Below are 2,236 nucleotides of genomic sequence, written 5' to 3'. Positions count from 1 at the left end.
CAAAAACCACAACCGCTGCTGCGCAAACGACAACGGCAAACCCTCACCCCGCGCCACCACCGGAATACCCCCACCCACCACACGCCCGGACTGCTCAATCTCGGCGGCCAGGGCGCTGACCGTGGGCAGATCGAACAGGCGGCGCAGGGGCAGGTCGACTCCGAGAACGTCGCGGATCATCGATGCGATCCGGATGGTGCGGATGGAGTCACCGCCGAGCGAGAAGAAGTTGTCCTCGACGCCGATGCGGGGTGCCTCGAGCACCTCGGCCCAGATGGCCGCGACCGCCCGTTCGACAGAGGTGCGGGGCGCCACGAACACCGCCACGGCGTCCGTAGCGAGATCGGCCGTCTCCAGCGCACGGCGGTCCAGCTTGCCGCTGGGGGTCAGCGGCAGGTCGTCACGCAGCAGTACCAGGCCCGGGACCATGTGCTCGGGAAGGTGCTCTCCCAGGTGTTCCTGGAGCTCGGCCGCGACCGGTGACCGTCCGTCGGCGGCCACGACGTGAGCGACCAGCCGCCGTCCGCCGCTGGAGTCGGCCGGTGCGGTCACCGCCGCCCGCTCGACCTCCGGGTGCCGTTCCAGCACCGCCTCGATCTCGCCCAGCTCGATCCGGAAGCCGCGCACCTTGACCTGGTCGTCCAGCCGACCGCGGTACTCGATGACGCCGTCCGCCCGCCGCCGGGCCAGGTCACCGGTGCGGTAGAGGCGGCCATCCGATCCGTCGAACGGGTCCGGCACGAAGCGCGCAGCCGTCAGCTCCGGCCGGTTCAGATACCCGAGGGCGAGCTGGACGCCCCCGATGCACAGCTCACCCTCGCTGCCCGGCACCACCGGCGCCAGATCGGCGTCCAGGATGTAGATCGAGGTGTTCCAGACCGGCCTGCCGATCGGAACGGTGCCGTCCAGGTCGCTGTCCACGCACTGGTGGTACGTTACGTCGATCGACGCCTCCGTCGGGCCGTAGAGGTTGTGCAGCGGGGCATCCAGCACCTCGCGATAACGCCGCCACAGCTCCGCGGGCAGCGCCTCTCCGCTGCAGATCACCCGCCTGAGCGTCTCGATCCCGACGACAGCCGGCGTGTCCACGAACGCGCGCAGCATCGACGGCACGAAGTGCACGGTGGTGATCCGTTCCCGCCGGATGAGGTCGGCCAGGTACTCCGGGTCGGCGTGCCCGTCAGGCCGGGCCACCACGAGCGCGGCGCCGGTAATGAGCGGCCAGAAGAACTCCCATACCGAGACGTCGAAACTCGACGGGGTCTTCTGCAGAACCCGGTCGTCAGCAGCGAGACCGTACTCGTCCTGCATCCAGAGGAGGCGGTTCACCACGCCGGCATGCGGCACGACGACACCCTTGGGGCGGCCGGTGGAGCCCGAGGTGTAGATGACGTAGGCAGGGCTGTTCCGATCGAGTCCGCTCCGGTCGACCGCACCGGTGGGAAGGCCGTCCAGGAGGGTGCCGGTCGTCTCGGTGTCGAGCAGGACGACAGTGCTCCGCCCCGACGGCAGGATCTTCTCGGTTCGGCTGTCGGTCAGCACCACACGGGGACCCGCGTCGTCGAGCATGAGCGCGAGGCGCTCGGCAGGGTAGTCCGGATCGAGCGGAAGATAGGCGCCGCCGGCCTGGTGGACCGCGTACAGGGCGACGACCAGCTCGATGCACCGGGGCAGCGACACGGCAACCAGGTCACCGGGGCCCACGCCGAGCTCACGCAGGTGGTGCGCGAGCTGGTTGGCCCGGGCCGCGAAGGCCGCGTACGTGAGCGTCCGCCCTTCGAAGAGCACGGCCGGCGCGTCGGGGGTACGCCGGACCTGGGCGTCGAAGAGGTCCGGCAGGCATTCCGGCCCGATCGGCACCAGGGCGCCGTTGTGCCGGCCGACGGCCTCCCGCTGTTCCTCCGCGGTGAGCATCGGCACGGCGCCCAGCGAGCCGGCGGCATCCTCGGCGGCAAGCCCTTCGATGATCCGCCCGAGGTGGGTGACCATCCGCCGGATCGTCGTCTCGTCGAACATCCGGGGGTCGTACGCGAGCGTGAGCGCCAGTCCGTCGCCCGGGTACGCCAGCAGGTTGAGGGGGAAGCTGGTGGCTTCCGTGCCCGCCAGGCCGATCATCCGCAGACCGTGTTCGGCACCGAGACCGAGGTCGGCGGGGTAGTTCTCGAAGACGACGATGCTGTCGAACATCGGCGAGCCGGCCGGCACCTCGCTCCAGCTCTGGATGTCCGCCAGCGCC

1 protein-coding gene is annotated in these 2,236 nt (G+C 70.3%); it reads right to left on the bottom strand.

The genetic code is table 11. The annotated features are described in order from the left end of the window. Positions 1 to 2,236, bottom strand: a 2,236-nt coding sequence (locus tag AC2CHG_RS31100; protein WP_484526173.1) for a non-ribosomal peptide synthetase, incomplete at both ends; no start/stop codon positions are given.

The sequence above is a fragment of the Micromonospora sp. ATLC20 genome, from assembly GCF_057196585.1.
This window is presented reverse-complemented; position numbering and strand designations above follow the sequence as displayed.